General features: G+C 66.0%; 2 protein-coding genes and 1 pseudogene. 1 reads left to right on the plus strand and 2 read right to left on the minus strand.

The window, feature by feature from the left end:
• Together XarbCFBP7408_RS21910 and XarbCFBP7408_RS21915 are read right to left on the minus strand one after the other, a co-directional pair.
• Nucleotides 1-212, minus strand: a 212-nt coding sequence (locus tag XarbCFBP7408_RS21910; RefSeq protein ID WP_146093830.1) for a DUF4158 domain-containing protein, incomplete at its 3' end; no start/stop codon positions are given.
• Nucleotides 213-232: 20 nt separating this feature from the next.
• Nucleotides 233-1,189: pseudogene (locus XarbCFBP7408_RS21915) on the minus strand (site-specific integrase); the annotation flags it as partial.
• Between the two features lie 183 nt (nucleotides 1,190-1,372).
• On the opposite strand from XarbCFBP7408_RS21915, the gene XarbCFBP7408_RS21920 reads away from it, so the two are divergent.
• A partial coding sequence (locus XarbCFBP7408_RS21920; protein WP_181123329.1) for a DNA-binding protein occupies nucleotides 1,373-1,505 on the plus strand: 133 nt, incomplete at its 3' end.

The raw sequence follows: 1,505 nt of genomic DNA on the forward strand, positions 1-1,505 counted from the left end.
ACCGCCGGCGGGACTTCGTCCAACACGGGGAAATACCCCAGCCGTTGGAAGGTCTTGAGCAGGATCGTCAGCGTCAGGCGGTGCGCAGGCTGCCGGGTGTACTCGGCAACGAAGGCCACCTCAGCGTCGGTTGGCGTGTAGGCCGCAACCAGTTCGCGGACGACCGGGTTGCGCTTGAACTGCGGGTATGCGGTCCGTTCGATCGACGCCATCCAGCCCCTCAGGTCGTTGCAGGCCTTGGCAGCGCGGGCGCTTCCGGCAGACTGGCTTCGATGCGCCGGCGTGCGAAAGGATCGCCCCCATCGATGTAACGCATCGCCGAGTGCACATCGCGCCAGCCGACGTATTCCATCAGGGCCTTCACGTCCCAGCCGTTGGCGTTGGCCCAGCCGGCGAAGCCGCGCCGCAACGAATGCCCACTGTAGGTGTTCGGTGACGCCAAGCCGGCCTCACCGAAGATGCGCCGGAGCAGCGGCACCAGACTATTGGGGTGCAAGGCGGTGTCGGCGAGACCACCCCACTGGTCGATTGCACGGAACACCGGGCCGTCGGTCAACGCGGCCACCGCGATCCAGCGCGACGTCGCAGCCACCGGGCACCAGCGCGACAGCGCCGGGACCTTGTAGGTGGTGCCGGCGTGCTGGCGATCGCTCTTGCTGTGCGGCAGGAAGCAGGTCATGCCTTCGCCCGGCACCAGGCGCAGGTGGTTCACCTGGAGGCGGGTGAGTTCATCGCCGCGGAAGCCGCGCCAGAAGCCGAGCAGCAGCAAGGCGCGATCGCGCAGATGCCGCAGTTCTGCGGCGCGATCGCCGCGAGACTGGGCCGCAGCCGCAGCGTCTTCCTGCCATGTCGTGACCTGGCCCAGCTGGGCGAGTTGCAGGGGCGTGGCGCGTTTTTCGACGCTCGGGTGCAGGGTCTGGATGCCCTTGAGCACTTGGCGCACCACCGGCGCCCGGGTCGGGTCGACAAAGCCGTGCACCTGGTGCCACTGCGCCAGTGCTGCGAGCCGGTGCCTGAGTGTGTTGAGCGCGAGTTGCCCGGCGTAGGCGGCCAAGTAGCGCGCCACCTGCTCCGCGGTCGCCGGCAGATGACCACCCCACTCGACCTCGAAGTGACGGATCGCCCCTGCATACGCGCGCTCGGTGTTGGCGCGGGTTGCCGCTTCCAGATACTGCTTGACCGAGCTCACCGCGTCGCTCCGAACCGCCGTTTCGTACGGCCGCATGGCGACTGTAGCCGAAAATTCCGAATAAGGCGGGATAATTCAACATTATCCAGCGTGAGCTCAACGCCTATCGACGGCCCATTTAATGTATTGAGGAGTATGTAATTACATGGTATGTAATACGTTACGAAATACGTGGAGTGCCGGATGGCAAGGTCCGGGCTGTACAAAACCGATGTGCAACGTGCCCGCGATCGCCTGCGCGCCACGGGCACGCATCCGTCCGTGGACGCGGTCCGGGTGGCGCTGGGCAACACGGGGTCCAAGACCACCATCCACC

The sequence above is a fragment of the Xanthomonas arboricola pv. guizotiae genome, from assembly GCF_002940205.1.
GTDB classification, from domain to species: domain Bacteria; phylum Pseudomonadota; class Gammaproteobacteria; order Xanthomonadales; family Xanthomonadaceae; genus Xanthomonas; species Xanthomonas arboricola_C.